At 68.3% G+C, this 22,780-nt stretch carries 20 protein-coding genes; 16 read left to right on the plus strand and 4 right to left on the minus strand.

Annotated features, from left to right (window positions below):
- Positions 1-94: 94 nt before the first annotated feature.
- Positions 95-790 (plus strand): TetR/AcrR family transcriptional regulator, encoded by a 696-nt coding sequence (locus ABNQ38_RS01880; protein WP_377805406.1) that lies wholly within the window; start codon positions 95-97, stop codon positions 788-790.
- On the opposite strand, the gene ABNQ38_RS01885 is transcribed toward ABNQ38_RS01880, so the two are convergent.
- On the minus strand, positions 787-2,394 hold the full coding sequence (locus ABNQ38_RS01885) for a class I adenylate-forming enzyme family protein (RefSeq protein ID WP_377805407.1): 1,608 nt from the start codon (positions 2,392-2,394) through the stop codon (positions 787-789). The two genes, ABNQ38_RS01880 and ABNQ38_RS01885, sit on opposite strands and share 4 nt — an antisense overlap.
- Positions 2,395-2,669: 275 nt before the next feature.
- Between ABNQ38_RS01885 and ABNQ38_RS01890 the strand changes: the two genes are divergently transcribed.
- Positions 2,670-4,286, plus strand: a complete 1,617-nt coding sequence (locus ABNQ38_RS01890) for an alpha/beta fold hydrolase (protein WP_377805408.1) — start codon at positions 2,670-2,672, stop codon at positions 4,284-4,286.
- Positions 4,287-4,309: 23 nt separating this feature from the next.
- Here the strand turns inward: ABNQ38_RS01890 and ABNQ38_RS01895 are convergent, their stop codons facing one another.
- Complete coding sequence (locus tag ABNQ38_RS01895) at positions 4,310-5,185, minus strand: IclR family transcriptional regulator (RefSeq protein WP_377805409.1); 876 nt, start codon at positions 5,183-5,185, stop codon at positions 4,310-4,312.
- A gap of 380 nt (positions 5,186-5,565) precedes the next feature.
- Here ABNQ38_RS01895 and ABNQ38_RS01900 point away from each other — a divergent pair, with 380 nt between their 5' ends.
- From ABNQ38_RS01900 to ABNQ38_RS01950, 11 genes are all read left to right on the plus strand, one after another.
- On the plus strand, positions 5,566-6,456 hold the full coding sequence (locus ABNQ38_RS01900) for an MBL fold metallo-hydrolase (protein WP_377805410.1): 891 nt from the start codon (positions 5,566-5,568) through the stop codon (positions 6,454-6,456).
- Positions 6,457-6,476: 20 nt separating this feature from the next.
- Positions 6,477-8,066, plus strand: coding sequence for an FAD-binding oxidoreductase (locus tag ABNQ38_RS01905; RefSeq protein ID WP_377805411.1), 1,590 nt, complete (start codon positions 6,477-6,479; stop codon positions 8,064-8,066).
- A 26-nt stretch (positions 8,067-8,092) separates the two neighbouring features.
- The gene (locus ABNQ38_RS01910; RefSeq protein WP_377805412.1) at positions 8,093-9,349 is read left to right on the plus strand and encodes an aconitase family protein; all 1,257 of its coding nucleotides are present in this window, start codon (positions 8,093-8,095) and stop codon (positions 9,347-9,349) included.
- Positions 9,350-9,357: 8 nt separating this feature from the next.
- Positions 9,358-9,933 carry a 3-isopropylmalate dehydratase gene (locus ABNQ38_RS01915; protein ID WP_377805413.1) on the plus strand — a complete coding sequence of 192 codons (576 nt, stop codon included), beginning with the start codon at positions 9,358-9,360 and terminating at the stop codon, positions 9,931-9,933.
- Positions 9,917-10,777, plus strand: coding sequence for an oxaloacetate decarboxylase (locus tag ABNQ38_RS01920; RefSeq protein ID WP_377805414.1), 861 nt, complete (start codon positions 9,917-9,919; stop codon positions 10,775-10,777). The genes ABNQ38_RS01915 and ABNQ38_RS01920 overlap by 17 nt, the downstream gene beginning before the upstream one ends.
- A 75-nt stretch (positions 10,778-10,852) precedes the next feature.
- Positions 10,853-11,995 (plus strand): ABC transporter substrate-binding protein, encoded by a 1,143-nt coding sequence (locus ABNQ38_RS01925; protein ID WP_377805415.1) that lies wholly within the window; start codon positions 10,853-10,855, stop codon positions 11,993-11,995.
- Between the two features lie 65 nt (positions 11,996-12,060).
- Positions 12,061-12,939 (plus strand): branched-chain amino acid ABC transporter permease, encoded by an 879-nt coding sequence (locus ABNQ38_RS01930; protein WP_109050985.1) that lies wholly within the window; start codon positions 12,061-12,063, stop codon positions 12,937-12,939.
- Positions 12,936-13,952: a branched-chain amino acid ABC transporter permease gene (locus tag ABNQ38_RS01935; protein ID WP_377805416.1), complete on the plus strand. Its 1,017-nt coding sequence runs from the start codon at positions 12,936-12,938 to the stop codon at positions 13,950-13,952. Before ABNQ38_RS01930 ends, ABNQ38_RS01935 begins: the two co-directional genes overlap by 4 nt.
- Positions 13,949-14,740 (plus strand): ABC transporter ATP-binding protein, encoded by a 792-nt coding sequence (locus ABNQ38_RS01940; RefSeq protein WP_377805417.1) that lies wholly within the window; start codon positions 13,949-13,951, stop codon positions 14,738-14,740. The genes ABNQ38_RS01935 and ABNQ38_RS01940 overlap by 4 nt, the downstream gene beginning before the upstream one ends.
- Complete coding sequence (locus ABNQ38_RS01945) at positions 14,733-15,440, plus strand: ABC transporter ATP-binding protein (protein WP_109050988.1); 708 nt, start codon at positions 14,733-14,735, stop codon at positions 15,438-15,440. Before ABNQ38_RS01940 ends, ABNQ38_RS01945 begins: the two co-directional genes overlap by 8 nt.
- A gap of 5 nt (positions 15,441-15,445) precedes the next feature.
- Positions 15,446-16,888: an FAD-binding oxidoreductase gene (locus ABNQ38_RS01950; RefSeq protein WP_377805418.1), complete on the plus strand. Its 1,443-nt coding sequence runs from the start codon at positions 15,446-15,448 to the stop codon at positions 16,886-16,888.
- Between the two features lie 16 nt (positions 16,889-16,904).
- Here ABNQ38_RS01950 and ABNQ38_RS01955 read toward each other — a convergent pair whose 3' ends face one another.
- Together ABNQ38_RS01955 and ABNQ38_RS01960 are read right to left on the minus strand one after the other, a co-directional pair.
- The gene (locus tag ABNQ38_RS01955) at positions 16,905-17,711 is read right to left on the minus strand and encodes a class I SAM-dependent methyltransferase (RefSeq protein WP_377805419.1); all 807 of its coding nucleotides are present in this window, start codon (positions 17,709-17,711) and stop codon (positions 16,905-16,907) included.
- A gap of 190 nt (positions 17,712-17,901) precedes the next feature.
- Positions 17,902-19,143 carry an MFS transporter gene (locus ABNQ38_RS01960; RefSeq protein WP_377805420.1) on the minus strand — a complete coding sequence of 414 codons (1,242 nt, stop codon included), beginning with the start codon at positions 19,141-19,143 and terminating at the stop codon, positions 17,902-17,904.
- 108 nt (positions 19,144-19,251) lie between these two features.
- Here ABNQ38_RS01960 and ABNQ38_RS01965 point away from each other — a divergent pair, with 108 nt between their 5' ends.
- The 3 genes from ABNQ38_RS01965 (at position 19,252) to ABNQ38_RS01975 (ending at position 22,659) form a co-directional block, all read left to right on the plus strand.
- The gene (locus tag ABNQ38_RS01965) at positions 19,252-20,190 is read left to right on the plus strand and encodes a LysR family transcriptional regulator (protein ID WP_377805421.1); all 939 of its coding nucleotides are present in this window, start codon (positions 19,252-19,254) and stop codon (positions 20,188-20,190) included.
- 34 nt (positions 20,191-20,224) lie between these two features.
- A complete protein-coding gene (gene ilvA, locus ABNQ38_RS01970) occupies positions 20,225-21,784 on the plus strand; it encodes a threonine ammonia-lyase, biosynthetic (protein ID WP_377805422.1) in 1,560 nt (519 codons plus the stop codon).
- A gap of 98 nt (positions 21,785-21,882) precedes the next feature.
- On the plus strand, positions 21,883-22,659 hold the full coding sequence (locus ABNQ38_RS01975; RefSeq protein ID WP_377805423.1) for a FadR/GntR family transcriptional regulator: 777 nt from the start codon (positions 21,883-21,885) through the stop codon (positions 22,657-22,659).
- Positions 22,660-22,780: the final 121 nt, after the last annotated feature.

Here is a 22,780-nt window from a genome sequence, read left to right on the forward strand (position 1 = left end):
GCACTCTTGAAAAATCGAGCGAGCGCTCGCTTTATATCCTTGGCGCCGACGATGTGCAAGAACGATCGGCATCGCAAACGATAGGACAGCCGGTATGAACAGCTTGCGCGACTTCCAGGCACGGCACGATCTGTCGATGGAGGCGCTGTGCGCCCGCATCCTGGAGCGGCATGCCGCGACCATCCGGATTAAGAAACCAGCGGTCGCCATCGGCAATCTGGCGCGCATCGTCGAAACCACGCTGATGCTGGCGAACCGCAAGGGCTTCCACTCCACCAGCCTGCGCGATCTGACCGAGCAGTCGGGGCTGAGCATGGGGGCGCTCTACGCCTATTTCGACAGCAAGGACACGCTGCTGATGATGATCCTGGGCCAGGTTGTCAGCGTGGTGGAGGAGGTGCTGGGCCACCCGCCCGACGGGTTGGCGAACGACCCAGCCGCCCGGCTGCGCTGGCTGCTCAGCACCCACCTGTTCCTGACCGAGACCATGCACCCCTGGTTCGTCTTCGCCTATATGGAGGCAAAATCCTTCCCCAAGGACGGGCGCGACCTTGCCGTCACCAGCGAGATGCTGACGGAAAGCATGATCGCCGACGCGCTGGCCGACGGCGTCGCCCGCGGCCTGTTCGCCATGCCCGACGTGACGATGACGGCGGCGCTGATCAAGCCGATGCTGCAGGACTGGTACGTGAAGCGCGCCAAGCACCGCCGCCGCGGCATCACCCCCGACCTCTATGCCGAGCAGTTGATCGCCTTCGTCGAGGCGGCGGTGGGGTTGAAGAGGGCTTAGGTCGCGGACACCCGATCGCGCAGCACCCGCTTGGTCACCTTGCCGTTGGCGTTGCGCGGCAGCGCGTCGCCCAGCAGCGTGACGTAATCGGGCACCTTGTACTCGGCGAGGCTGGCGCGGCAGAAGTCGCGCACGTCGTCTTCGGTCAGGCTGCCCGACTTCGAAATGACGAAGACGTGGATCTTCTCGCCCAGCACCGGATCGGGATGGGCGACCACGGCCGCCTCCACCACGTCCGCATGGCGGACCAGCAGGTTTTCGACCTCCACGCTGTAGATCTTGTGGCCGCCGCGGTTGATGACGTCGTTCTTGCGGTCGTGGAGCCGGAGATAGCCGCGCCCGTCCAGCGTGCCGATGTCGCCGGACCGCCAATAGCCATCCACGAAGCTGTCGTGGGTGGCCTCCTCGCGGTTCCAGTAGCCGCGGATGGTCATGGGTCCGCGAATCCACACCTCCCCGCTCACCCCCGGCGGGCATTCCCGGCCCTGATCGTCGACAATGCGCAGGTCGCCGCAGGGCACGCACATGCCGACCGAATCCAGGCAGGCGCGGGTGTGGCCGATGGGAACCACGCTGATGATGGTGGCGCATTCCGTCGACCCGTAGGCGTTCAGCAGATGCAGGTCGGGCAGCCGTTCCGCCATCGCCTCCACCGTCGCTTCCGGCATCGGGGCGCCGCCGAAGCCGCCGATCCGCCAGGACGACAGGTCGTAGCGGCTGAAGTCGGCGCGCAACAGGCAGAGATTGTACATGGCCGGGACCAGCACGGTGGTGGTCATGCGCTCCCGGCTCGCCAGTTCCAGGAAACCGGCGACGTCGAAGACGGGCATCATCACGGTGCAGCCGGCGACGCGGATCATCGCCATGACGACGGCGACCAGCCCGGTGACATGCGAGGCCGGCACCGCCAGCACCGCGCGCTCGCCCTCGCGATAGTCCCAGCATTCCTCGAAATGCATGGCGGAGTGGATGATGTTCACATGGGACAGCAGCGCGCCCTTCGGCTTGCCGGTGGTGCCGGAGGTGTAGAGGATGACGGCGGTATCCTCCTCCCGTTGCGGCTCCACGGACTGCGGAAGGTCGGCGTCGGTTTCCAGCAGCTCCTCGAAGGGCCGGCAGCCGTCCACCGCTCCGCCGGCGGAGAAGCGCGAGACCAGCGACGGCACCTCCGCGGTGTCGGGCATCCGGTCGGCGAGGCCTGAGTCATGGATCAGGATGGAGGCGCCGCAGTCGTTCAGGATGCCGGCGATGCCCGGCCGCTGTTCCCGCGCGCTGACCGGCACCGCGACGATGCCGGCGCGGGCCGCCGCCAGCAGGGCGATGAGGAACTCCGCGCGGTTGGATAGGACAAGCGCCATGCGGTCGCCCGGCCGGGCACCTTGCGCCAGCAGGGACGCGGCCGCGCGCCTCACCAGCGCGTCCAGCCGCCCATAGCTGTAACGCCGCTCCCCATCCACCAGAGCCTCGCCGTCCGGCCGGCGCGCAACGGCGGCGCGGAACATGGCGTCGATGGTGGCCGGACGCTCGCTGTAGCACGGTACGAGGCGCGTGCCGAAAAGCAGCTCGCGCCGTTTGGAAATGCCGATCCCGTCCGGCCAGGCCATGCCGTTCCTCCCTGACGATGAAATTGGATTTTCTGGTGGAATTTCTGGATTCAGGCGATGCCGGGGGCTCGAAGCTCTGCGGCTCCACCGGCACCGCACTTGTCGGTCTTGCGGAAACTATGTCATCCTATGAACTGAGTGTCAAATAGCGACACCATCAGCGGGACGAACATAGCGCCCGACGCGAGCGGAACCGACGCTTCGCGCGACCATTTCCCACTTCCGCACATCATCGAAGAGCAGGCGCCCGACGCCAGCCAATCGGGAGGAAACCGATGTCGACACCCCATTACGTGACCCTCGCCGACAGCCAGATGCGCGTCTGGCGCAGCGGATCGGGCCCGGATCTGCTGGTCCTTCCCGGCCTGATCGAAGCAGCCTCGGTCTGTGCCGACCGGCTGGCGGGGGCTCTGCCGGGTTGGACCGTTACCGCGTTCGACCTGCCGGGGACCGGCGGGTCGGTCACAAGCTGGGCGGACGACGTCGCCGGGCTGGCCCGCCTGATCGCCGATGCTGCCGGCCGGCTCGGCCTGACCGGCTGCCCGCTGCTGGCCTTCGACCTTGCCGCCCCTCTGGCACGCGCTCTGCCGGCAACGGGGTGGCAGCCGGACGGCGTGCTGCTGGTCGACACCGCCATGGCGGAGGGGTGGAGCGAACGGGACTTGCGTCCTGCCCCGCTGACTCCCCGTGCGGATGGCACCCATCTGGCGGTGCTGTGGGCGCATCTGCGCGACGCCCATGTCCTGGAACCGCGCGACGCCAGCCATCCGGCCAGGAGCGGCGCTCCCCTGCCCGCTCCGCCTGACCTGGATGCGATGCTGCGCAGCACTGCCGTCGCACCGGACCGGTATGGGGCGCTGTGGTCGCTGTGCCTGGACGCCATGCGCGGGGAGACCGGGTCAGCCTCCGGAGAGAGCCGCGTCGATGGGCTGGCGGCGGTCGCCGACCGTCTCGCGCCGACGACCACCGGCCGGAAACCCGCCGCTCCGCTGCCGCCGACCCGGCCCTTCGCCGACCCGCTGCGGGTCTGGCACGACTACGCCGACACACCCCATGGCCGCGTCCATCTGCGCCGCGCCGGGCGGGGACGGCCGCTGCTGACTTTCCAGTCGGCACCGGGTTCGTCGGCACCGCTGCTGCCGCTGCTGCACGGGCTGGCGGCGGAACGGGAGATCATCGCGCCCGATTATCTCGGCAACGGCGAGTCCGACAAGCCGGAGCGTGCGGTGGACATTGGCGTGCTGGCCGACGACATGCTGGCGCTGGCCGACGCGCTCGGTCTGGATAACGTCGACCTGTGGGGAACCCACACCGGCGCGCTGGTGGCGCTGGATCTGACGGTCCGCCATCCCGAGCGGATCGGCCGCGCCGTGCTGGAAGCGCCGGTGCTGATCCCGGCCGACTTCAGCGCCGACATCCTCGACCGTTATTTCCCGCCGCTGGCCGCCGACCGCTGGGGGCTGCATCTGCTCCAGGCCTGGAACATGCGGCGCGACATGTTCCTGTTCTGGCCGTGGTACCGCCAGGAGCGCGCCGCCGCCCGCGACATCGGCGTCCCCACCGCCACGGTGCTGCATGACTGGACCATGGGGCTGCTGGCGAGCGGCAGCCATTACGACCGCTCCTACCGCGCCGCCTTCCGCTACGACACGCGGGCGGCCCTGGTGCGCCTGACCCGTCCGGCCCTGATCTGCGCCGGTCCGGCCGACATGCTGGTCGAAGGGCTGGCGGAGGCGAAAACGCTCGCCCCGGCCGGAACGGAGGTCACGCCGACCCCGGCCACCGTCTGGTATCCCGGCCAGGGCGCCCAGGCGGTACAGGAAACCATCGACTGCTACGCCGCCTTCCTCGCTGGAAAGCCGGGCGCGGCAAATCCGCACCCTGTGTCGTAAGGCGACACAGCTGCCGCTCCGCCTCAGCCGCCGATGGCGGATTGGGCGCGGGCGGCGCGGTGCAGCGGCGGAGCCGACAGGGAATAGAGGTTCGCCGAGATCTCCCGTACGGCGTCGCGCATGTCGTCGAGGAAATTGGGCTGGCCGTTGCGGACGATGTGGGGGGTCAGGCCGGTCAGGCTGACGGCGGCGATCAGCCGGCCGTCCGGCTCGAACAGCGGCATGGCGATGGCGGCCAGCCCTTCGATCACGTCGTCGACCGCCACCGACCATCCGCGCTGCCGCACCTCCTCCAACTCCTTCGCCAACTGGCGGGGATCGGTGGTGGTGTGGGGCGTCAGGCGCGTGGTCCCGCGCGACAGCACGCGGTCGACCTCCGCCTCCGGCAGATAGGCCAGCAGCACGCGCGGTGCCGCGCCGCAATTCATCGGCAGCTGCCCGCCGACGATCCACCAACGCACCTCGACCGAGCGGTCGCTGTGGAACTGGTCCAGACAGACGGCCGACCCGTCATGGTAGACGGACAGGAACACAGTGCTGCCGGTCGTCTTCGCCAGCCGCGACAGAATGGTGGAGGCGATCTGGCGCAGGTCGCGGCGTTCCGGCACCGCCCCGGCCAGCTTCAGGATCTCGAGCCCCAGGCTGTATTTCTGGCTCTGCGGGTCGAAGGCGGCGAAGCCATCCTGCACCAGCGTCAGCAGGATGCGCCGAGCCGTCCCCTTGTCGAGCTTCGCCGCACCGGCGACCTCCGTCAGGGTCAGCGTCGGACCTTCCTGATAGAAGCTGCGCAGCACGGCCAGGGCCCGCGACACCGCGCGGACGCTGAGACCGTTCTTTTCCGTGCCCTGCTCCGCGCCCTGGTTGTCCGCGCCCTGGTTGTCGTCCTGTTCGGTGTCCATACGTTCAAGCCCCTTATGGATGTCCCGCGTCTCGAGTCCAGGCGGAAACGCTGCTGTCCGGCACAGCCGGTGGAAGACGGCGGAACTGCCGTCATCCCGCCGCAGTAGCAGCGCCGGCTAGCATTGATGGCCGGCGCAGAGTTCCGCAACCCCTTTCCACCGTCCCTAGCGCGATGCGCCGTTCGTGTCAAACAGTGACACCAATTTTGCCTGTTGACACGATCCGGCGCAAATGGTTTCCTTGGCAAACAAACAAAACGAGCCAAACAGAACAAGCGCGCTCCACCGCCTTTGCGGATGGCGGGCGCCCCATGCTCCGGCACGCCGCCGTCCCCTGATTTCCCGGACCGGCCGCCGGCATCCTGCACGAGGGGAGGACTATGCACACCATCGCCCTTGGTGCGTTCACGGTCACGCGGATCGAGGAAATGCTGACGCCGGGCTTCGACCCCGGCTTCCTGTTTCCAGCCTACGACGATGCGATCCTGACCTGGAACCCCGAACTGGCCGAACCGAATTTTCTCGACCCGGCATCAAAGCGCCTGATGTCGAGCATGCATTCCTGGCTGATCCGCACCGACCGCCATGTGATCCTGGTCGACACCGGCTGCGGCAACCACAAGGAACGCCACACCCCCGGCTTCGAGCGCTTCCACATGCTGGACAAGCCTTATCTGCGCAACCTCGCGGCGGCGGGCGTGCAGCCGGAGGACGTGACGCTGGTCATCAACACCCATCTGCACATCGACCATGTCGGCTGGAACACCCAGCTGGTCGACGGGCGCTGGGTCCCGACCTTCCCCAACGCCCGCTATATTTATGGCGCGCAGGAATTCAAGCACTGGCGCAGCCCCGAGGGCGGGCTGATCGGCATGCCGGGCAACGGCCCGGTGATGGAGGACAGCGTCCTGCCGGTCTGGGAAGCCGGTCAGGTCGAGTTGATCGAGGACGGCGACCGCATCCTCGACGGGCTGTCGGTGGAGCTGGCCCCCGGCCACACCGCCGGCCAGATGTTCGTCCGGCTGGAGTCGGACCGGCATGCCGCCTACTTCACCGGCGACTGCCTGCACCAGCCGATGCAGGTCGCCCGCCCCGATTGGAACAGCCGTTTCTGCGAGGATCAGGCGCAAGCGGTGGCAACCCGCCGCCGGCTGCTGGACCATGCCGCCGACCGCGGCGCCCTGGTCTTCCCCGCCCATTTCGGCGCTCCCCACACCGGCTATGTCCGCCGCACGGCCGAGAATTTCCGGTTCGAGCCGCTCGCGGCCTGATCATTTCAGAGGGACACTCCATGAGCATCGCCGCCCTCGACGGCCCGGCCACTCTGATCGACACCCTGCGCACGGCGCTTGGGCCCGACGGCCTGCTGGATGACGAGAAGAGCCGGAATTTCTACGCCAACGACGTATTCTGGCAGCCCGGCATCGCGCCGCTCGCCATCGCCCTGCCGCGTGACCGCGACGCGGTCGCCGCCACCGTGCGCGCCGCCCATGAGGCCGGGGTGGCGGTGGTGCCGCGCGGCGGCGGCATGTCCTACACCAAGGGCTATCTGCCCGAAGGCCCGAATTCGGTCGTCATCGACAGCCGCCGGCTGAACCGCATCGTCGAGCTGAACACCGACAGCCTCTATGTGACGGTGGAGACCGGCTGCACCTGGGCGGCGCTGAACGAAGCGCTGGAGGGAACCGGGCTGCGCACCGGCTATTGGGGGCCGCTGTCGGGCATCAACGCCACCATCGGCGGCGCCCTATCGCAGAACAGCGCCTTCTTCGGCTCCGCCCTGCACGGCACCGTGGCCGAAAGCGTGCTGGGCGTCACCGTCGTGCTGGCCGACGGCCGCACCGTCACCACCGGATCGGGCGGACGCGTCGGCACCAAGCCCTTCACCCGCTCCGGCGGTCCCGACCTGACCGGCCTGTTCCTCGGCGACAACGGCGCCATGGGCTTCAAGGTGGCGGCGACGCTGCGGCTGCACCGCCGGCCGGAGCACACCGATTTCCTGTCCTTCGGCTTCGCCACCATGCAGGCGATGGCAGCCGCCCAGGTGGAGATGGCGCGGGCGCGCTGCGTCTCGGAAGGTTTCGGCATCGACCGCACCAAGGTCGAGCATTCGGCCAGCGTCAACAAGCTGTCGGACGGGCTGAAGACGCTGGGCAACGTGGCGAAGGCCGGCAAGTCGCTGTTCCAGGGCGCCAAGGAGGCGCTGAGCGTCGCCACCGCCGGCACCGCCTTCCTCAAGGATCACAACTTCACCCTCCATCTGGTGGTGGAGGGGCGCAGCGAGACCCAGCTGCGCGAGGCGATGCAGACGGTGCGCGAGATCGGCGCCCGCCACGGCAAGGAGATCGAGAACAGCGTGCCCAAGGTTATGCGCTCCAAGCCCTTCGGGCCGGTGCGCGGCATGCTGGGGCGCGAGGGCCAGCGCTGGGTTCCGATCCACGCCATCTTCCCGCTGGGGGACGCCGACAAGGTGGTCGCCGCCAACGACGCCTTCTTCGCGGAGAAGCGCGGCTTCATGGAACAGCACGGCATCATCTATTCGGTGATGACCATGACGGTCGGCAACGACTTCTTCCTGGAGCCGGCCTTCTACTGGACCGACGAGATCACGCCGCTACACGCCGCGAGCCTGGGCGACGAGGTGGTGAAGCCCTGGCGCGACCGCCCGGCCAACCCGGCGGCACGCAACGCGGTGGCGGAACTGCGCCGCGCAACGCAGGAGCTGTATTGCAGCCTCGGCGGCGTCAGCTGGCAGGTCGCCCGCGACTATCCGTTCCGCGAGATCATGACCCCCGAAACCTGGTCGCTGCTGGAGGGCGTCAAGCGCGCCGTCGATCCGCAGGGGCTGATGAATCCCGGCTCTCTCGGCCTCGGCGGCTGAGGACCGGGAGCGGAGACATCCACGCCATGGGCTACACCATCACCGAGAAGATCCTGGCACGCGCAGCGGGGCTGCCCGCGGTGCGCGCCGGCCAGGACATCAAGGCGAAGCCGGACTTCGTGCTGGCCTACGACTTCCCCGGCTACACCGACGTCTATTTCAAGACGATGAAGGAGGATTTCGGCATCGAGCGGGTGGCCGAGCCGGAACGCTTCGGCATATTCATCGACCACATGGTGCCGACCGCCACCGCCAAGGAAGAGGAACTGCACATCAACACGCGCAACTGGTGCGCGGAGAACGATGTGCCGCTGTTCGAGCGCCACGGCATCGGCCATCAGGTGGCGGCCGAGGTCGGCTATGCGACGCCGGGCGCCTTCGTCGTCCATTTCGACGGCCATGTCAGCCAGCTCGGCACCTTCGGCACACTCGCCATCGGGCTGCGCCGCAACGTGATGGAAGCCTTCGTCAGCGACACGGTGTCGATCCGCGTGCCGGACACCGTGCGGGTAAACCTGCGCGGGTCTTTGCGGCCCGGTGTGATGGCGCGCGACGTCTTCCACCATCTGGTGCGCCGGCTGGGGCCGAGTTCCTGCCGCTTCCAGGTGCTGGAGCTGGGCGGGCCGTCGGTGGCGGCGATGTCGACGGAGGGGCTGCAGACCATCACCGGGCTCGCCATGTTCACCGGCGCCCTGACCGCCATCGTCAATCCCGACCCGGTGCGGCTGGACTACGCCCTGCCCCGCGCCCGCAAAAAGCTGGAGCCGGTGTCGAGCGATCCGGACGCCCACTATTCGGCGGTCCACGACATCGACCTGTCGGATCTGGAACCCATCGTCGTCGTCCCGCCGACCCCGGCGGACACCCGCGACCTGACCGAGTTCCTCGGGCTGGAGATCAATGCCGGTTATCTGGGGTCCTGCGCGTCAGGCCGGCTGGAGGATCTGCGGGCGGCGGCCAAGGTGCTGGAAGGCCGGCGGGTCAAGACCGGCGTCTCGCTGCACATCGTGCCGACCAGCCAGGAGCTGATGGCGGCGGCGGCGCGCGAGGGGCTGGTCTCCACCCTGGTGGAGGCGGGGGCCTTCCTCTCCTCCCCCAGCTGCGACTATTGCTTCGGCCGCATCGCGACGATGACGGCGGGCCAGCGCGCGGTGTCCACCGGCACGCTGAACGTCCGCGGCCGCATGGGCAGCCCGGACTCCGAGATTTACCTCTGCAACGCCGCGGTGGTCGCCGCGTCCGCCATCGAGGGCCGGATCGCCGATCCGCGCCCGTACCTGTGAGGCCGGTCATGACCGAACCCACACTCGACATGCCGGCCAATATGCCGGCGATGAAGGGCCGCGTCGCCTTCATCTTCGACGAGGTGAATTTCGATGTCGACCAGATCGTCGGCGTCAAGAACATCAAGATCACCGACGTGGCCGAACTGGCGCAGCTCGCCATGCAGGCCTACGACCCGGACTTCGCCACCTCGGTGCAGCCGGGCGACCTGCTGGTCGGCGCCGACAATTTCGGCTACGGCCACCCGCACTACCCGCCGATGAAGGCGATGCGCCATCTCGGCATCGCCGGGGTGATCGCGGAATCCTTCTCGCCCGGCTACTGGCGCGGCGAGGTCAGCATGGGCTTCCCGCAGGTGAGCTGCCCCGGGATCCTCGGCTTCGTCCGGCGCTGGGACGAGATCGAGGTGGACTGGGCGGCGGGCGTGGTCCGCAACCACACACAAGGCACCGAAATACCCTTCGAGCCGCTGCCGCAGGCGGATGCCGAGATGATCGAGGCCGGCGGCCTCGTCCCCTTCCTGAAGCGGCAGGCGGCCCAGCAACGCGAACAAAAGGACCATGCTCATGTCTCGGGGACCTGAATTCCGCAACCGCGTGCTGGCGCAGAAGACCGTCTGGTCGGCCGGCGCCTATGACGCCCTGTCCGCCCGCTTCATCGAAGCGGCCGGCTTCGACGCGCTGATGACCTCGGGCTTCGGCGTCTCGGCCTCCTTCCTCGGCCAGCCTGACGCCGAGCTGTACACCATGTCAGAAAACCTGACGGTGGTCCGCAACGTGGTGTCGGCGGTCAACGTCCCGGTCATCGCCGACATCGACACCGGATACGGCAACGCCATCAACGTGATGCGCACGATCCGCGAGTTCGAGGCGTCGGGCGTCTCCGCCGTCATCATGGAGGACCAGGTGGCGCCGAAGCGCTGCCCGATCTGCGTCGGCGGGGTCGAGGTGATCCCGATGGACGAGGGCGTCGCTAAGATCCAGGCGGCGGTCGAGGCCCGGCGCGATCCCAACATGCTGATCATCGCCCGCACCGACGTGGTCGATCCGGCCGCCGCGATGGAGCGTGGGCGCGCCTATGTCGCCGCCGGCGCCGACATGATCCAGCCGATCAGCAAGTGCTTCAGGGACATCGATGGCTTGCGTGCGATGCGCGAGGCGGTCGGCGTGCCGCTGTCTCTGCAGCTGCTCGGCTGGCTGGAGACGCTGTCGGCCGACGAGGTCGAGGAGGTGGCCGGCATGGCGACCTACGCGCTGGTGCCGCTGATGACCGTCGCCTCGGCGCTGAAGGAGAATCTGGCGGCGCTGGCCGAACGCCGCTCCACCCGCGATCTGCCGCGTCCGGTGACCGACCACAACAGCTTCATCGACTTCATCGGCTTCCCGCAGATCGAGGAATTGCAGAAGCGCTACCTGAAGACCGCCTGACGATCCTTTGCCGGCGGGCACCACCCGCCGGGGCCAAGGGCAACGCAAAAGACGACCAATCCACGGAGGAACCCCATGTTCGGTAGGCGCACTCTCCTTGCCGCCGCGGCGGCCCTGGTCCTGACCATTCCCGTCGCCGGCATCACCGGCGCACAGGCGCAGCAGCCCCCGGTCCGCATCGCCCTCATCGGGCCGATGAGCGGCACCGGCGCCTTCGAAGGCCAGCTCGGGCTGGAAGGTGCGCAGGCGATGGCCGCGGTGATCAACGCCAAGGGCGGCGTCGCCGGCGGCCGCAAGATCGAGCTGCTGACCTACGACGACAAGGGTTCCCCCGAGGATGGCGTCAGCGCCGCCAAGCGGGCGATGGAGCAGGACAACGTCGACATGATCGTCGGCGGCTGGTTCAGCGCCGTCGCCCTGTCGATGAAGGAAGTGACGCGCGACAAGATCATCACCGTCATGACCAGCTCCCAGCACCCGAAGGTCACGGAGGAGGGGCACAAGTACCTGTTCCGCCTGAACGCCACCTCGGCGATGATGTCGGAGTTCTATTCGAAGGCGATCTGCGACCGCATCAAGCCCAAGTCCATCGCCTTCATGAACGTCAACGACGATTGGGGCCGGCTGGAGCTGGACAACTACACCAAGCTGCTGACCGGCTGCGGCATCGAGGTGAAGGGGCACGAGTTCTACAACCGCACCGACACCGACTTCACCACCGCGCTGACCAAGCTGAAGTCGCTGAACGCCGACGCCATCTATGTCGCGGCGATCAACACCTCGCAGGGCGCCACCATCTACCGGCAGATCAAGCAGACCGGCTATCGCGGCAAGGTCATCGCGTCGGCCGGCAATATGAACCCGAAGCTGGTCGAGCTGTCCGGCAACTCGCTGGAGCAGGTCTATTCCGCCTCGCCCTTCACCGAGGACGGCGCCGCCCCGTCGCTGAAGCCGTGGCTGGACCAATACCGCAAGGACTACAAGAACGATCCGTCCTTCATCGCCGCGCTCGGCGCCCAGGCGGTGCAGACCCTGGCCTTCGGCGTCGATGCCGCCGGCGGCGACCCGCGCGCCTACGACAAGATCGCCGCGGCCCTGAAGTCGCAGGCGGTCCCGACCGTGATGGGGGAGCTGCGCTTCTCCGACAAGGGTCAGGCGAGCCAGGCGATCCATCTGGTGCAGGTTCAGAAGAAACAGATCGTCAGCGTCCGGGACTGAGTGGCGGCTGGTGAAAATCCCTCTCCCGAAATGGGAGGGGGAGACTCCCGACAGGAAGATTCGACATGGATTTCACCGTCTTCGCCCAGCAGATCGCGAACGGCTTGGTCAACGGGATGGCCTATGTGCTCATCGCCACCGGGCTGACGCTGGTCTTCGGGGTGCTGCGCATCGTGAATTTCGCCCATGGCGAGTTCTACATGCTCGGCGCCTACATAACCTATTTCGTCGGCACCCTGTTCGGGCTCGACTACATCGCGGCGGCGGCGATCTCGGCCGTGGTGGTGGCGGGGCTCGGCGTCGCCGCCAACAAGCTGATCTTCTGGCCGCTGCGCCGCGACCATGAATTCACCATCCTGCTGTCCAGCCTGGGCCTCGCCCTGCTGATCGCCAACGGCGGCGAGCTGCTGTTCGGCGCCGATCCGAAATATGTCGAGAGTCCCTTCGCCGACGAGGTGCTGGACATCGGCACGGTGACGCTGACCCAGCAGCGCGTGCTGGTCTTCGCCGCCGCGGTGGTGGCGCTGATCGCGGTCTACCTGTTCATCCGCTATTCGCGCTTCGGCAAGATGATGCGGGCGACGGCGCAGAATCCGGACGGTGCGGCGCTGACCGGCATCAACATCGGGCTGGTCCACACCTACACCTTCGCGCTCGCCTGCGGGCTGGCGGCGCTGTCGGGCGCCCTGGTCGGCCCCACCGTGATGATCTTCCCGACCATCGGCAACTGGGCGGTGCTGAAGGGCTTCATCGTCGTCATCATGGGCGGTCTGGGCAGCGTCACCGGCGCCCTCTTCGCCGGCCTGCTGCTGGGCGTCATCGAATCGCTGGGCGGCGGCTACATCTCCCTCGGCTTCATGGAGGCGATCGGCTACGCGATGATCATCGCGGTCCTGCTGTGGCGCCCCAACGGCCTGTTCAGCACGGCGCGGGGTCTGCGATGAACACCAACTCTCATGGGCATTCCCTAGGCCAACCCCTGGCGATTGCCGGCGGTATCGCCGCCCTGGCCGTCCTGCCCTTCCTGGCCGGCAACGCCTATCTGGAACATCTGCTGGTGCTGTGGATGCTGTATGCGCTGCTGGCGCTCAGCCTCAACATCGTCATCGGCTATCTCGGCGAGCTCACCTTCGGCCATGCCGCCTTCGTCGGCGTCGGCGCCTACACCTCGGCCATCCTCTCCACACAGCTGGGCCTGCCGCCGCTGCTGGGGCTGCCGCTGGCCGGGCTGGTGGCCGCAGCGTTCGGGCTGGTCATCGGCTATGCCGCCCTGCGCGTGGTCGGGCCGCAGTTCGCCATCCTGACGCTGGGCTTCGGCGCCATCCTGTTCACCATCACCAACCATTGGGTCGATCTGACGCGCGGGCCCATGGGCATCACCGACATCCCGCCGATGGCAATCGGCCCGCTGGCCTTCGACAGCGCCCGACCGACCTATTATCTGGTGCTGGCCCTGGTGCTGGCGACCGCCTATCTCTGCCACGCGCTGGTGGGCAGCCGCACCGGCCGCGCCTTCCTGGCGGTGCGGGAGAATGCGCCGCTCGCCGCCTCGCTCGGCATCAACGTCTTCCACACCAAGCTGATGGGCTTCGTCGCCGCCACCGCCATCGCCGGCATCGGCGGCGCCATCTATGCCCACTACATCCGGGTCATCACCCCCGACATCATGGGCGTCCACAATGTCGCCGCCCTCATCATCGTCGTCATCATCGGCGGCCGTGGCACCATCCTGGGTCCGATCCTGGGGGCGCTGGTCTATATCGGCCTCTTGGAATCGCTGCGCGTCGCCGGCCCGCTGCGGATGGTCATCTTCGCGGCCCTGCTGACCGGCACCGTCGTCTTCCTGCCGGGCGGGCTGATCAGCCTGTGGCAGCGCTGGCGCAACACCCACAAGTCGGAGAACACCCAGCCGGCCACGCCCACCGGCTTGCCCAGCACGGAGGGAGGTGCGAAATGAACCCCGCCGCAAACGCAGGTGAAATCCTCGCCGTCAGCAATCTGACCCGCATCTTCGGCGGCCTGACCGCGGTGCGCGACGTCACCATGACGGTCCAGGCCGGCGAGGTGGTCGGGCTGATCGGGCCGAACGGCGCCGGCAAGACGACGCTGTTCAACATGCTAGGCGGCTCGCTGCCGCCCTCGTCCGGCAGCATCCGCTTCGCAGGATCCGACTGCACCGGCGCGCCGTCGCACGTCATGGGCCAGCGCGGCGTGTCGCGCACCTTCCAGATCACCAGCCTGTTCCCCAGCCTGACGGCGCTCGACAATGTGCGCAGCGCCGCCTTCCGCACGACGCGGGCCGGCTGGGGGGCCGCCATCCTGCGCAGCCCCGCCTACCGGCGGGAAGAGGCGGAGCTGCGGCGCAAGGCGCTGGAGATCCTGGCCTTCTGCGATCTCGACCACCGCGCCGACACGCTGGCCGACGCCATGTCCTACGGCGAGCAGCGCCGGCTGGAGATCGCCATCGCGCTGGCCGCCGAACCGCGCCTGCTCCTGCTCGACGAGCCGGCCGCCGGCATGAACCCGGAGGAAGGCCAGCGGCTGGTCGAAATGATCCGCCGCATCCGCGCCCGCGGCGTCACCGTTCTGCTGGTGGAGCATCACATGCGCGTGGTCGCCAGCGTCTGCGACCGGCTGGTGGTGCTGGACCATGGGGTGAAGATCGCCGAGGGACCGCCGGCCAAGGTGCTGAACGATCCGGAAGTGATCCGCGTGTATCTGGGACGGGAGCCGGTCGATGCTTAAGGTCGAAGGTCTGAAGGTCCGCTACGGCCACCGCGAGGCGGTCCACAACGTCTCCCTGACCGTCGAGGACGGAGAGCTGGTCACGCTGGTCGGCTCCAACGGCGCCGGTAAGACGACGACGCTGAAGGCGATCTCCGCCCTGCTGCGTCCGAGCGGCGGGACGATCACCTTCGACGGCGAGCGCATCGACCGGCTGGCGCCGCATCAGGTGATCGAGCGCGGTCTGGTCCATGTGCCGGAAGGCCGCCAGCTTTTCCCCGAGATGACGGTGCTGGAACATCTGGAGCTGGGCGCGCTGCGCGGCCGGCCCGGCAGCATGGGCTTTGCCGAGCGGCTGCGCTGGGTCTACGAGCTGTTCCCCATTCTGGCCGAACGCCGCACCCAAAAGGCCGGCACGATGAGCGGCGGACAGCAGCAGCTGGTCGCCTTCGGCCGCGGCCTGATGGCCAACCCGAAATGCCTGATGCTGGACGAGCCGACGCTGGGTCTGGCGCCGATCATCGTCGACACGCTGGCCGACACCATCAAGAACCTGCACGGCACCGGCATCACCATCCTGCTGGTCGAGCAGCGGGTGGATCTGGCCCTGCGTCTGGCCGACCGCGCCTATGTGCTGGAGACCGGGCGGGTGGTGATGGAGGATTCGGCCCAGACCCTGCTGGCCGACCCGCGCATCAAAACCGCCTATCTCGGGCTGTGACGGGCATGTCCGGCACGGAGGTGGTGGAGCGGGCGCGGGCGATCCTCGGGCCGGCGCATGTGCTGGTCGGGCCGGACGACACCGCCCCCTTCCTGGCGGACTGGCGGGGGCGCTACCGCGGGGCGGCGCTGGCGGTGGTCGGCCCGGCCGATACGGCGCAGGTGGCGGCCATCGTCCGGCTGTGCGCGGAGACGGGCACGCCGCTGGTGCCCCAGGGCGGCAACACCGGCGTGGTCGGCGGCGCCATTCCCGACACGACCGGACGGAGCCTCGTGCTCAGCCTGTCGCGCCTGAACCGGGTCCGCGAGGTCGATCCCATCGGCGACAGCCTGACGGTGGAGGCCGGCTGCACCCTGGCCGCAGTCCAGGCCGCCGCCGAGGAGGCCGGTCGGCTGTTCCCGATGAGCCTGGGCAGCGAGGGCAGCTGCCAGATCGGCGGCACCATCGCCACCAACGCCGGCGGCACCGCGGTGCTGCGTTATGGCCCGATGCGCGACCTCGTGCTGGGGCTGGAGGTGGTGCTGCCCGACGGCACGCTGTGGAACGGGCTGCGGGCGCTGCGCAAGGACAACACCGGCTATGCCCTGAAGCACCTGTTCATCGGGGCGGAGGGCACGCTGGGCATCGTCACGGCGGCGACGCTGAAGCTGTTCCCGCGGCCGCAGAGCGTCGCCACCGGCTTCCTCGCCCTGCCCTCGCTGGACGCGGCCCTGCGGGTGTTCGCCCAACTGCGCGGTGCGCTGGGCGACCGGGTGACCACGGCGGAAATCCTGTCGGAAGGACAGCTTGCCTCGGTGCTGGCCCATGTGCCGGGCACGGTCAGGCCGCTCGGCACGATCATGCCCTGGTATCTGCTGGTCGAAGTCACCGATCCGATGCAGGGGCTGGATCTGGCCGCGCGGCTGGAGGATCTGCTGGCAACCGGGCTGGAGGACGACAGCATCGTCGACGCGGCGGTGGCCCGCAGCCAGGCCCAGGCGAATGGGATGTGGAAGCTGCGCCACAGCGTGTCGGAGGCCAACCGCAAGAGCGGCATCGTCGTCGGCCACGACACCGCGGTGCCGGTCGCCCGCATCCCCGACTTCGTCGCCCGTGCCAGCGCGGCCATCAAGGCGGTGCGGCCGGATGCCCGCGTGGTGGCGGTGGGGCACATCGGCGACGGCAACATCCATCTGGTCGCCATCCTGCCGGAAAGCCTCCGCGAAAACCTGCGGGCATCGGGCGAGCCGCTGGACCGCATCGCCCAGGCGATCAGCGCGGCGGTCCATGAACAGGCAATCGCGCTCGGCGGCACCATCAGCGCCGAGCATGGCATCGGCCAGAGCATGCGCGACGCACTCGCCGCCTTCAAGGGACCGGCGGAGATGGCGCTGATGCAGGGCATCAAGCAGCTGTTCGACCCACAGGGAGTGATGAATCCGGGCAAGGTCGTGGCGGTCCAACGCTGACGGTCGTACCGCCGGCTCAGGCCACCGCCGTTATCACATGCGCCTGAATCCTGCCGTCGATGGGGCCGTCGGCGAAATGCCGGGCGATGGCCTGGGCGGCGAGGTCCGTCACCTCGTCGAGGCGGCCTGCATCCCGCGCCTCGATCTCCAGGCGCATGGGCGTTCCCTGGCAAAAGCCGGTCGCCGGATCGGCGGCCGTCGCCGCCCGGCTGCGCAGGGTCACGGTCTCAATTGCGATGTTGGTGAAGCCGGCTTTTTGGAGGTCGTCGCGGATGCGCCCAGTGTCATAGTAGCCGTGCGGCGTCCGTGCCATGAAGCCGGGCGGATCGTCGGGAAAGGCCGCGGCGACGGCGGCGCTGACGACCGCAGCGATCTCGTTGTCCTCGATCCGGTCCCACACGCTGAACAGGAAGCGACCTCCCGGTTTCAGCACCCGGCGTGCTTCGGCGAAACCCGCGGGCTTGTCCGGGAAGAACATCACGCCGAACTGGCAGACGAGCGCGTCGAAGCTGTCGCTCTCGAAGGGCAGGCTCAGGGCGTTCGCCTGCCGCCATGTCACCTGCGACGCATCCAGTTTCTGCGCCGCATGGTCGAGCATCGGCTGATTGAGGTCCGTCGCAACGAGTTCGACGCTTGCCGGCAGGGTCTGGACCAGGGCGCGCGTCACGATCCCGGTTCCGGCGGCCGTTTCCAGAATCCGCCCTTCCATGCCTGCAAGCCGCCGTGCCATATCGCCGGCATAGGGTTCGAACAGGAGAGGGCCGAGATAGCGGTCATAAAGTGCCGGGATCGCCCCTGCGAATGCCTTGTCCACGTCAGCCATGTCGCCCCCCATTTCAAAATGCGGGATCGCTCAGCGTATTCCCCGCCAACGATGAGCGCGACGGCCAATAGGGGGCGGATGCGGGCTCCTTGGGTCCAGCAATCGACGAAATCGCAACGAAAAGCCCCCGGATCCATGCGTTTCGGCATGGCTCCGGGGGGCTTGCGCTCATTTTGGGAAAATGGATGGTTCAGCGGTCCGACCGGGTGAGGAGCCGCAGGACCAGGGCGGCGGCCGAGGCGGCGGTGGCGACGGCGACCACGCCGTTCCAGCCCCAGGCGGCCAGGGCCTGGCTGCCCAGCGTGGCGCCGGCGGCCATGCCGATGAACATGCCGACCATCAGCACCGCGTTCAGGCGGCTGCGGGCGGCCGGGTCGATGCCATAGACGATGGTCTGGTGGGCGATCAGCGATGCCTGGACGCCAAGGTCGAAGCCGACGGCGCTCGCCACCAGCAGCCACAGGCGGCCACCCTCGGGCAGCAGCGGCGACAGCGCCATGGCGGCGAAGGACAGCACGGCCAGACCGGCACCCAGCCGGGTCATCAGCGCCGGACCGCGGCTGTCGGCGAGGCGGCCGGCAATCGGCGCCACCAGCGCACCGGCCGCACCGGCCAGACCGAAGGCACCCGCCGCGGCGGCACCCAGATGGAACGGCGCACCATGCAGCATCACCGCCAGGGTCGACCAGAAGGCGCTGAAGCCCAGCGACAGCAGGCCCTGCGCCATCGCCGCCCGGCGCAGGCCGGGATGACGGGCCCACAGCGTGACCAGCGATCCCAGCAGTTCGCCATAGCCGAGATCGGTCGTCGGCGCGAAGCGCGGCAGCCCACGCCACAGCGTGGCACCCAGCAGGGCGATGCTGCCGGCGGCGGCGACGAACACAGCGCGCCAGCCGAACTGTTCGGCAATGACGCCGCTGACCACCCGAGAGAGCAGGATGCCCAGCAGCAGGCCGGTCATCACCGTGCCGACCACCCGGCCGCGATGCTCCGCCGGGGCCAGCGTCGCGGCGGCGGGGACGATGTCTTGTGCCAGCGTCGCCGAAAGCCCCATCACGAGGCTCGCTGCCAGCAATCCGCCGATGGACGGCGCGAAGCCAGCCGCCAGCAGGGCCGCGACCAGCACCGACACCTTCGCCAGGATGATCCGGCGGCGGTCGAAGCGGTCGCCCAGCGGAGCCAGCAGCAGGATGCCGAAGGCGTATCCCAACTGCGTCAGCGTCGGCACCCAGCCGACCGTCCGATCCGCCGCCCCAATGTCGGAGCCGAGCACACCCAGCATCGGCTGGCTGTAATAGAGAGTCGCCGCCGCCAGACCGGTACCCGCGGCCATCAGGAACACCAGCGGCCGGCTCATCCCGCCGTCATGCGCAGGCGCCAGCGGGATTGCACTTGCCAGCGGCGTTGCATGCGCGGTCTGAATGATTGTCATCGTTCAATCCCCTCAAGGGCAAGCAGTGTCTTGGTTGAGGGGGAGTATGGCGGCGGGCCGCAGGGGATGGTAGCCGGACCGGGTGTAGATTTGCTATACGCTTCACGTATGAGCAATGATCTCTCGGCGGTCGGCAGCGACCGCATCGCCCTGCTGGAGACCTTCGTCCGCATCGTGGAGGCAGGGAACCTGTCGGCCGCGGCCGCGCAGCTGGGCAGCACCCAGCCGACGGTCAGCCGCCGTCTGCAACTGCTGGAGCGGACGCTCGGCGTCCGGCTGCTGCACCGTTCCACCCACCGGATGAACCTGACGGAGGACGGCACCCTCTGTTACGAGCGGGCCAAGGATCTGCTGGCCGGCTGGCAGATGCTGGAAAGTGATGTCCGCGGCGCCGACGACCAGCCGACCGGACATTTGCGGGTGCTGGCGCCGCATGCGTTCGGACAGCAGCAGTTGATCGGGCCGGTGGCGGACTATCTGCGCCGCTATCCGCGGATGACGGTGGAATGGCTGCTGCACGACCGCATGCCGGACTTCATCGCCGAGGGCATCGACTGCGCCATCCGCGTCGGCGAGATCGCCGATTCGTCGGTGGTCGCCCTGCGGCTGGCGGAAGTGCCGCGGATTGCCGTCGCCTCCCCCACCCTGCTCGGCGGCCGGCCGGTGCCGCAGCATCCGGACGATCTGGCGGACCTGCCCTGGCTGGCTCTGCGCACCTTCTACCGGGGCGAGGTGACGCTGACCCATGCCGGGACCGGCGAGACGGCCAGCTTCCCCATCAGGCCACGCCTGTCCACCGACGGGCTGCAGGCGATCCGCAACGCGGCGATCCTGGGGCTGGGGGCGGCCATCGGCTCGCAATGGGCGCTGGTGGACGATCTGGCAGCTGGCCGGCTGGTGCATCTGGCCCCGGACTGGCAGGCGCCCACCCTGCCCGTCAGCTTGGTCTATCATCCCGCCCGCCACCAGCCGGCCCGCCTGCGCCGCTTCATCGAGGTGATGCGCGTCGCCGTGCCCCTCGCCTTCCGCGCGGTGCAGGCGCCATAGCGTCAAAAGGCGGCGGCTTTGCCACGGCTTTGCTATGGTGTCCGCGACTTGTTCAGGAAGGCCGATGTTCATGCACGAGTATGTCCGCAAAATCCTCACCGCGCGCGTCTATGATGTGGCGATCGAAAGCCCGCTCGACCCGATGCCGCGGCTGTCGCAGCGCCTGAACAACATGGCCCTGCTGAAGCGCGAGGATCTGCAACCCGTCTTCTCCTTCAAGCTGCGCGGCGCCTACAACAAGATGGTCGGGCTTCCGCCGGAGGCGCGGGAGCGCGGGGTGGTGTGCGCGTCGGCCGGCAACCACGCCCAGGGCGTGGCGCTGTCGGCGCAGAAGCTGGGCATCAAGGCGGTGATCGTCATGCCGCGGACGACGCCAGCCATCAAGGTCCAGGCGGTCAAGAGCCGCGGCGGCAAGGTCGTTCTGCACGGCGACGTCTTCGACGACGCCTATCTCCACGCCCGCCAGATCGAGGCCGACAAGGGGCTGACCTTCATCCACCCCTATGACGACCCCGACGTGATCGCCGGCCAGGGCACCGTCGGCATGGAGATCCTGCGCCAGCATCCGCACCCGCTGGACGCCATCTTCGTGCAGATCGGCGGCGGCGGGCTGGCCGCCGGGATCGCCGCCTATGTCAAGTTCCTGCGCCCCGACGTGAAGGTGATCGGCGTCGAGCCCGACGACGCGGCCAGCATGGGTGCCGCTATTGCGGCCGGAAAGCGCGTGCAGCTGGATCAGGTCGGGCTGTTCGCCGACGGCGTCGCCGTCCGTCAGGTTGGCAGCGAGACCTTCCGGCTGTGCAGCGAGCTGCTGGACGAGGTCATCACCGTCAACACCGACGAGATCTGCGCAGCCGTCAAGGACATCTTCGAAGACACCCGTGCCATCACCGAACCGTCGGGCGCGGTCGGTCTGGCCGGCCTGAAGAAATATGCCGAGCGCGAAAGGCTCCAGGGCAAGGGGCTGGTGGCCATCGGCAGCGGCGCCAACATGAATTTCGACCGGCTGCGCCACATCGCCGAACGGGCGGAGATCGGCGAGCGGCGCGAGGCGCTGCTGGCCGTCACCATCCCGGAACGGCCCGGCGCCTACCGGCAATTCATCCAGGCGCTCGGCAAGCGGTCGATCACCGAGTTCAATTACCGCTATGCCGACGACCGCGAGGCGCAGATCTTCGTCGGCGTCCAGCTGACCGAGGGCGACGCGGAAAAGCGCCACATCATCGACCTGCTGCGCGGCCTGGACTGCCCGGTTCTGGACATGAGCGACAACGAGATGGCGAAGCTCCATGTCCGCTACATGGTCGGCGGCCGGGTGCGCGGGTTGAAGGACGAACTGCTCTACCGCTTCCAGTTCCCGGAGCGGCCAGGCGCCCTGCTGAAATTCCTGAACGGGCTGGCGCAGGAGTGGAACATCTCGCTGTTCCATTACCGCAACCACGGCGCCGACTATGGCCGCGTGCTGGCCGGCATCCAGGTGCCGGAGAAGGACCGGACGCGGTTCCGGCGCTGCCTGGACGAGCTTGGCTATCCCTGCTGGGACGAGACCGGCAACCCGGCCTACCGGATGTTCCTGGCCGAACCACAGGGCTGATGCCGGGACCGCTCCCTAAAAGCTGGCAAGTTTGCCCTTACATGTTTACAAATACCTGACAGCCGAGGGACGGCAGCCAGCGGAGCGGGAGCGACAGGATGGAGTCGAGTGAACACGGCGCGATGACCGCTGCGGTGTCGGACGGCGGGGAGGGCACGCCGCTGCTCCGGCCCCGCCAGACGCCGCTGGTCACGCGGATCTACCAGCTGCTGCTGGCTCAGATCAGCGCCGGCGATTTCAAGCCCGACGAGCGTCTGCCCGGCGAGAACGACCTTGCCGCCCGCTTCCAGGTGTCGCGCCCGGTGGTGCGGGAGGCGCTGAAGCGGCTGCGCAACGACGGGCTGATCTATTCCCGCCAGGGCGCCGGCAGTTTCGTCCGGGTGGCGGTGGAGGAAAGCCAGCCGGTGCTGGGCTATGCGCCGGTGGAAACGATTGCCGACATCCAACGCTGTTACGAGTTCCGGCTGACCATCGAGCCGGACCACGCCTATCACGCCGCATTGCGCTGGAACGACGCCGCGCTGGACCGCATCGCCGCGGCGCTGAGCCTGATGGACGATGCGACCCGCGCCCACCGGCACCGCGAGGACGCCGACTACGCCTTCCACACCGCCATCGCCGAGGCGACGAACAACCATTATTACATGTCGTCGATGCAGGCGCTGAAGGATCACATCTCCGTCGGCATGAAGTTCCACGGCGTGTCGCTGATGGGTCCGAGTTCCGGCCTGACTGGCGTGTATGACGAACATCGCGGCATCTTTGACGCCATCCGCCACCGGGACGGCGAAACCGCACGCCAGCGGATGCGCACGCATCTGGAAGGGTCGCGCGACCGCGTGTTCGAAGGCCGGGCGCTGGACCTCTCGCTGTAAATCGCTGACCTGCAATTGCTTTTCCGGCAAAACCGCACCGCCCGGCCGTCGCTGGCGCGCGCGGGCCGGCGCGTCCATGGCTTCTTGGCGCAACATGTAAACATGTATTGCCCGAAAACCG

The organism is Azospirillum sp. A29 (assembly GCF_042604625.1).
Taxonomy (GTDB): Bacteria; Pseudomonadota; Alphaproteobacteria; order Azospirillales; family Azospirillaceae; genus Azospirillum; species Azospirillum palustre.

Bases quoted from the DNA above. Each gene is read 5' to 3' on its own strand.
- ABNQ38_RS01880 (WP_377805406.1), top strand. From the start codon at position 95: ATGAACAGCTTGCGCGACTTCCAGGCACGGCACGATCTGTCGATGGAG.
- ABNQ38_RS01885 (WP_377805407.1), bottom strand. From the start codon at position 2,394: ATGGCCTGGCCGGACGGGATCGGCATTTCCAAACGGCGCGAGCTGCTT.
- ABNQ38_RS01890 (WP_377805408.1), top strand. From the start codon at position 2,670: ATGTCGACACCCCATTACGTGACCCTCGCCGACAGCCAGATGCGCGTC.
- ABNQ38_RS01895 (WP_377805409.1), bottom strand. From the start codon at position 5,185: ATGGACACCGAACAGGACGACAACCAGGGCGCGGACAACCAGGGCGCG.
- ABNQ38_RS01900 (WP_377805410.1), top strand. From the start codon at position 5,566: ATGCACACCATCGCCCTTGGTGCGTTCACGGTCACGCGGATCGAGGAA.
- ABNQ38_RS01905 (WP_377805411.1), top strand. From the start codon at position 6,477: ATGAGCATCGCCGCCCTCGACGGCCCGGCCACTCTGATCGACACCCTG.
- ABNQ38_RS01910 (WP_377805412.1), top strand. From the start codon at position 8,093: ATGGGCTACACCATCACCGAGAAGATCCTGGCACGCGCAGCGGGGCTG.
- ABNQ38_RS01915 (WP_377805413.1), top strand. From the start codon at position 9,358: ATGACCGAACCCACACTCGACATGCCGGCCAATATGCCGGCGATGAAG.
- ABNQ38_RS01920 (WP_377805414.1), top strand. From the start codon at position 9,917: ATGTCTCGGGGACCTGAATTCCGCAACCGCGTGCTGGCGCAGAAGACC.
- ABNQ38_RS01925 (WP_377805415.1), top strand. From the start codon at position 10,853: ATGTTCGGTAGGCGCACTCTCCTTGCCGCCGCGGCGGCCCTGGTCCTG.
- ABNQ38_RS01930 (WP_109050985.1), top strand. From the start codon at position 12,061: ATGGATTTCACCGTCTTCGCCCAGCAGATCGCGAACGGCTTGGTCAAC.
- ABNQ38_RS01935 (WP_377805416.1), top strand. From the start codon at position 12,936: ATGAACACCAACTCTCATGGGCATTCCCTAGGCCAACCCCTGGCGATT.
- ABNQ38_RS01940 (WP_377805417.1), top strand. From the start codon at position 13,949: ATGAACCCCGCCGCAAACGCAGGTGAAATCCTCGCCGTCAGCAATCTG.
- ABNQ38_RS01945 (WP_109050988.1), top strand. From the start codon at position 14,733: ATGCTTAAGGTCGAAGGTCTGAAGGTCCGCTACGGCCACCGCGAGGCG.
- ABNQ38_RS01950 (WP_377805418.1), top strand. From the start codon at position 15,446: ATGTCCGGCACGGAGGTGGTGGAGCGGGCGCGGGCGATCCTCGGGCCG.
- ABNQ38_RS01955 (WP_377805419.1), bottom strand. From the start codon at position 17,711: ATGGCTGACGTGGACAAGGCATTCGCAGGGGCGATCCCGGCACTTTAT.
- ABNQ38_RS01960 (WP_377805420.1), bottom strand. From the start codon at position 19,143: ATGACAATCATTCAGACCGCGCATGCAACGCCGCTGGCAAGTGCAATC.
- ABNQ38_RS01965 (WP_377805421.1), top strand. From the start codon at position 19,252: ATGAGCAATGATCTCTCGGCGGTCGGCAGCGACCGCATCGCCCTGCTG.
- ilvA (WP_377805422.1), top strand. From the start codon at position 20,225: ATGGTGTCCGCGACTTGTTCAGGAAGGCCGATGTTCATGCACGAGTAT.
- ABNQ38_RS01975 (WP_377805423.1), top strand. From the start codon at position 21,883: ATGGAGTCGAGTGAACACGGCGCGATGACCGCTGCGGTGTCGGACGGC.